The sequence below is a fragment of the Glaciecola siphonariae genome (assembly GCF_042652645.1).
In the GTDB taxonomy this organism is placed as follows: domain Bacteria; phylum Pseudomonadota; class Gammaproteobacteria; order Enterobacterales; family Alteromonadaceae; genus Glaciecola; species Glaciecola siphonariae.
This window is the reverse complement of sequence record NZ_JBHSGU010000010.1, coordinates 1-3,894: the sequence shown is the minus strand read 5'-3', so window position 1 is coordinate 3,894 and position 3,894 is coordinate 1. Positions and strand designations below refer to the sequence as shown.

At 41.1% G+C, this 3,894-nt stretch carries 5 protein-coding genes and 1 pseudogene; 4 read left to right on the top strand and 2 right to left on the bottom strand.

Translation table 11 applies throughout. The features are described from left to right. Positions 1 to 137 precede the first annotated feature (137 nt). From ACFO4O_RS15085 to ACFO4O_RS15075, 3 genes are all read left to right on the top strand, one after another. A complete protein-coding gene (locus tag ACFO4O_RS15085; protein WP_382410016.1) occupies positions 138 to 677 on the top strand; it encodes a hypothetical protein in 540 nt (179 codons plus the stop codon). Positions 678 to 749: 72 nt separating this feature from the next. Further along, positions 750 to 1,736, top strand: coding sequence for an RHS repeat-associated core domain-containing protein (locus tag ACFO4O_RS15080; protein WP_382410014.1), 987 nt, complete (start codon positions 750 to 752; stop codon positions 1,734 to 1,736). 11 nt (positions 1,737 to 1,747) lie between these two features. Then, positions 1,748 to 2,434 (top strand): hypothetical protein, encoded by a 687-nt coding sequence (locus ACFO4O_RS15075; RefSeq protein WP_382410012.1) that lies wholly within the window; start codon positions 1,748 to 1,750, stop codon positions 2,432 to 2,434. A 429-nt stretch (positions 2,435 to 2,863) separates the two neighbouring features. Here ACFO4O_RS15075 and ACFO4O_RS15070 read toward each other — a convergent pair whose 3' ends face one another. Together ACFO4O_RS15070 and ACFO4O_RS15065 are read right to left on the bottom strand one after the other, a co-directional pair. Then, the gene (locus tag ACFO4O_RS15070) at positions 2,864 to 3,169 is read right to left on the bottom strand and encodes a helix-turn-helix domain-containing protein (RefSeq protein WP_382410010.1); all 306 of its coding nucleotides are present in this window, start codon (positions 3,167 to 3,169) and stop codon (positions 2,864 to 2,866) included. Position 3,170: 1 nt separating this feature from the next. Next, complete coding sequence (locus ACFO4O_RS15065; protein ID WP_382410008.1) at positions 3,171 to 3,449, bottom strand: type II toxin-antitoxin system RelE/ParE family toxin; 279 nt, start codon at positions 3,447 to 3,449, stop codon at positions 3,171 to 3,173. Positions 3,450 to 3,701: 252 nt separating this feature from the next. Here ACFO4O_RS15065 and ACFO4O_RS15060 point away from each other — a divergent pair. Further along, positions 3,702 to 3,894, top strand: a pseudogene (locus ACFO4O_RS15060) (RHS repeat-associated core domain-containing protein); the annotation flags it as partial.

Genomic DNA, 3,894 nt, shown 5'->3' with positions numbered 1-3,894 from the left:
GTTACCTTTTTGTTTTGTTAATAAAGATTCGACACCTTTATCAAAACGGGTAACTCTCTCTTTTGCAAGAGGATTGTCAGATTAAGTCGAGACTAATTCAGATTGATTGTGCGAAAGCATGGAATGGTAAAGCGCAGTTGCCCAACATTGATGACCACACTCCTCAATCGGGCATGGTATTTATCAACAATAATGGGGTGACTGAAGTTATTGATTTTTTGCCTCAAGCGTACGGCATATCTCATAATGACGCGTTCCGATTTTCTGACAAAATGAAATTTGGTGAGAACACAGTTCGCGTTCTTTCGCCTCCTTTATGTTTGAAAAGTCGTATAGAGAATCTTAATGGCCTTGGGTATGGTGAAGCAAAAATAGAGCGCGAAAAAGTACGTATCATCGCCGCCATGTCAGCTTGTTACTATTACTTAGTCGATATCTGTGACCACCAAACATCACAGCGAACAATAGCAAACGTGGTAACTTACATGGCAAATTCTATTATGTTAAGCCGTGCAGCCATTGCTCTATCCGTTGAATTTGGTTTTGATTTTACAGATGCTTTCCCACTCAAACGACTTGCTCGCACAAACGAAGCGATTACGAATAAATTCTTAAAACATAGACTTGCTAAATATTACGAAAAAGTAAAGTCTAAAAAACTAAGGCTCGAACCGTAATTCCGGCAACACACTGCTCTTTATAAGGTAAATCTTTTCTAGAGAAACAAAAAGTTTTGCTTACCCATTCATATGAATGGGCGCATCTACGACTACAATATTGGCCGGTTTTTGAGTGTTGACCCGTTCATTCAAGGTACTGGCAGTCAGGGCATTAATCCTTATTCCTATGTGCTCAACAATCCGCTTAGTTTTACTGATCCGACGGGGTATTCGGCTGAGGAAGATGTTGAAGTAAAAGGCACTATCAGCCAGAAAAAAGTGGCTAAAACAGGTTCACGCCTCAGGACTGAAACCGAAACGACCGTTTCTGGCACGATAACTATGGCCGATGGCAATAGTAGACAGTTTAGCATTACCCAGACGACTAATAGCAATACCAACAGTGGAGGCACTTCAGTTGATATTGGTAGCGCGAAGTCCATTGCAAAGCAAGACTCTAAAACGAATTCAACTTCCGGTAGTTTTGTAGAGAAATCTCTTAATTTTTTTGCCTCAGGCACTGGTCAAGGCTTCAACTCCTCAAAAGATTCATATGAATCTAAGCGAGACAGATTTGGTGGTATCGGGGCTGGTTGCGAGAAAGAAAAGAATTGCTTGAGTTCTGGCCAATTAGAAAATTTGTCTGCCGTCACTGGTATATTAGCTGCGGCGTCACCGTCTCAGATAATTAGTTCCGCCTCCACCAAAGTAGCTGCGAGTAAAATTTTAATTAGAGCGCCTACTCGGCCGGCCGCGGGTGATATAGGTGACAGTATCATTCAACACGTGGCGAAAACGCACTATAAATTAGGATTCAAACATCTGAAAAAATATCTGAGCGATAAGGAAGTTAACGCCTACCTTGCAAACCCCGAGAAAGGATCGATGTTCATCGGGCATGCTGTGCATCGAGCAACGAATGGAACACTTCAGCGTTTATATCCTAATAGATTTAATTATAATGCAACTCGTAAGTTTGACTTCATTGACATGAAGCATGGTCAGGCGATCGAGCTTACGACTAAAAAAGGTGTTGCCACACATCAAAATCGGGGTGCGGACGTTGTATCTTATTAAAGGGGTCTTCTATGAAAGCACTTAATTTTGAGAATAAGTCGATTACGTCACGGCACATTGCTGACCATGGTGTAGTAGCGTTCTCAGCAACTAATTGTAAATTTGTAAACTGTCATTTCGAAAAGTTCAATGCTAGAGAAGTTTGTTTTGGAGCAGGAATTGGCCCGACTCAATATATCGACTGCACTTTTTCTGACGTTACCATAGCCTCAAATGCACCAGGTAGAGCAATATTCAAATTATGTAGGTTTGAAAACGTACGTTTTGTAAAATTATTCTGCACTGAAATTATATTTATCGACTGTAGCTTTAACGGTACCTTCGAAAAAGGTAGTCTGGTTGGTGAACTTTTAGTTAATGAGGATTATACAGATTATTTGAGCTCTAAAACTATTGGAAATGATTTTTCTCAATTTAATATAAAAGACGTTAGTTTTCATGAGTTTAATTTTCATCACCAAAAATTTAGCAACAATGATAAACAAAGAATAATCAGTAATTTGTCACGATTCATTTCATCAGCGCGTGAAAAAATTAATTCCATAGAAAGTGTTAGTCTGTGCGATGAAGCGTATCGCGTTTTAAAAATACTTGAATTGAAAAATGAGGACGGTAACAATCAAGCGTTTTTAAACCCTACGAACTTCCCAAAAGCATTGCAGCCAGCAGCAGAGCTTTTACTGTCTTTCAATAATTGACTAGAAGTTATACTAGCAAACAGCCTTGATGCAATCTTTCGCGCCCGGTAAACCCGCGGCATGTAGTTATGTCAGCATCAGTGCTGGCGAGTCTCGCTCCGAGTCCGTCTAACGACGACCAATCTCCACTTTTCGGCTTATCAATGGGTTGATATGGTACCGTAAAAAAGTTCTTGCTACGTTTTGCGGCACTAGGTCTGTGGGCCGATAAAATCTAGCCAAAAATTAGTTCCTCATCATGCGCTTAGGGTTAGGAACTGTCTTATTTCACAACTAACCTATTTTGTCGGCCTGACCCTTCCTAAGGACAGTTATGTACATGGTGTAGCGTACCTTTTTACTATCATTACTTTTCACGCTAAAGACCTATCACACAGGCATAACATTGCATCACCAACACAAGTTGTCATGCTCTCGCGCCTATAAATCTCAAGCCAATATCTCTAGCCCCTTATTCGCCACCAAGTTTAGTAATTTCAGCGATGTACCGCGCGGCTTTTTACCGCCTTGCTCCCATTGCCTGATCGTTGATGGCGTGGTGTTCAGGTACGCCGCAAATACCGCCTGACTCACATGCGCCTTTTTACGGATAGCTTGAATACTGCGAGCATCAAAGTGTTCGACTTTTGGCAGGCACAGCGCATCAAACTCACGCAGCGTTTGTTTATTCATCACGCCTGCTTCATTTAACTCTTTGGCGGTATCATGTACCACATCTAAAATGCTGTTTTTCATGTCATTTTACCTCTACGATGCTGCCCGTCTTAAGGGCTCTTTTCAAGAGGGCATCGCTGTAGGCCAATAATTCTTTTGCCAAGCGCTTAAACGCTTTTAACTCTTTAGTGTCGATGTTATCCCGCGCGTTTTTGGGAAAGCCATACATAAAAAAGGCTTTATTATCCATCTTAAACGCGAGGATAGTTCGCAGACCACTGCTCTTGCCCTGTCCTTCAATGGGTGCACGCTTTTTATAAACATGGCCACCGAGATCAGCATCAATTAATCCTTTCTCCATCTCACTGACGACATTAATAAGTGCATTATCCGTCCTTCTTTATCGGCCCACTTTGTGAACCACTTTGACTTATACTTACGCATTCCATTCCCTATTGACGCCTTAATATAGCACTAGGTGTTATACATTGTATAGTCAAAATGTCATATCAAATACGCCATGTTGCAATCTATAAAAATATTATTCTTTTGCCACATTTCAAATGTTTTGTGGCTAAAAGTGCTTCTATCAATTTGCTGATGTTTTCGAGCCTTACATATGAATGGGCGCATCTATGACTACAATATTGGCCGGTTTTTGAGTGTTGACCCGTTCATTCAAGGTACTGGCAGTCAGGGCATAAACCCCTATTCCTATGTGCTCAATAATCCGCTTAGTTTTACTGATCCGACTGGTTACACTGTAGAGGCGGAAGTGGACGAAGTAAAAACTAAGAAGGTTGCGA